Below are 1,262 nucleotides of genomic sequence, written 5' to 3' on the forward strand. Positions count from 1 at the left end.
CGGGGCCGCCGCCGGAGCCCTCGGGGGCGGCGGGGCCCGCGTCCGCGAACTCGTAGCCGCCGCGCGCGCAGCGCTCCGTACGGCAGCGGGTCAGGGCCGTACGGCAGCCGTCGATGACGTGGAAGCCGTAGCCGAGGCTGCCGGTGACCCGGCAGCCCGTGAACGAGCCGCGCCCCGCGGCCGAGACGAACACCCCGGCCTCCGTGGGCGAGGTGATCGTGCAGCCCTCGACCACCGGGTCGGCGCCCTTGGTGACGATGATCCCCGAGGCGACGGAGTCGACCGTGGTGTCCCGCACCGTGCCGCCGCTGCCGTGGTCGCGGAACCACGCGCCGGTCGCCGCGTCCCGGATCCGGCACTGCTCCAGCGCGACCGTGGCGCCGTCGCTCACCGAGACGGCCGTCCCGCGGATCTGCGCGAGGTCGGTGTCGCTCGCCTCGACCTCCGAGCCGCGGTCGAGCACGACGAGCGCGTCGGGCACGTCGTGCACCCGGCAGGACGTGAACGACGCGGCGGCGCCGTCGCTCACCCACACCGCCGGGTAGTCGCCGGTGCTGTCGTGGATCTCGCAGTTCGCCGCCTCGGCGCGCGTCCCGGCGTCCCACACCGAAAGGCCGTTGCGGCCGAACCGGCGCACGGTCACCCGCGCGAGCCGCGCCTGCGCGCGCGAGCGCAGGTCCACGGCGTTCTCCGGGACGTCGTGGACCTCGCAGTCGGTGAGCTTGACGACGGCCTCGGTGTCGAGCGAGATGCCGTCGCCGGAGGTGCGGTGCACCGTGCAGTCAGTCAGCTCCCCGGAGGCGCGGGACGTCAACTGCACGCCGGCGCCCTTGATCTCGTAGACCTCGCAGCCCACCGCCTCGACCGTGCTGCCCTCGCCCGTGAGGAGCAGCCCGGCGCCGCCAGCGTGGTGGATGCGGCACTGCGACAGGTGCGCGCTCGAACCGCCGCGCACCGCGACCCCGCTGCGCCCGGCGGCCAGCACCTCGCAGCCCTCCAGCGCGCCGCCGGACCCGTCGGCGAACGTGACCCCCGTACCCGCCGGGTTGTCCACGGCGCAGCGGCGGACCGTGGGCCGGGCCTCGCCGCGGACCTCTATGCCCGCGGCGGAGCGGGTCACGACCCGCAGCCCGGTCAGCTCCGGCCTGCCCGCCTCGACGAGCACCGCCGGGACCGCCGCGTCCTCCCCCTCGACGTGCAGTCCCTCGACGACCGCCGACGCCCGGACGGTCAGCGCCACCCCGTCGGCCGGCGCGATGCGG

Annotated in this window: 1 protein-coding gene; it reads right to left on the reverse strand. The window is 76.5% G+C overall.

Going from position 1 to position 1,262, the window contains the following annotated elements; translation table 11 throughout:
• A partial coding sequence (locus H5J30_RS34015) for a right-handed parallel beta-helix repeat-containing protein (protein WP_181791673.1) occupies positions 1–1,262 on the reverse strand: 1,262 nt, incomplete at both ends.

Origin of the sequence: Streptomyces phytophilus, assembly GCF_013870535.1 — a bacterium.
Lineage (GTDB): Bacteria > Actinomycetota > Actinomycetes > Streptomycetales > Streptomycetaceae > Streptomyces > Streptomyces phytophilus.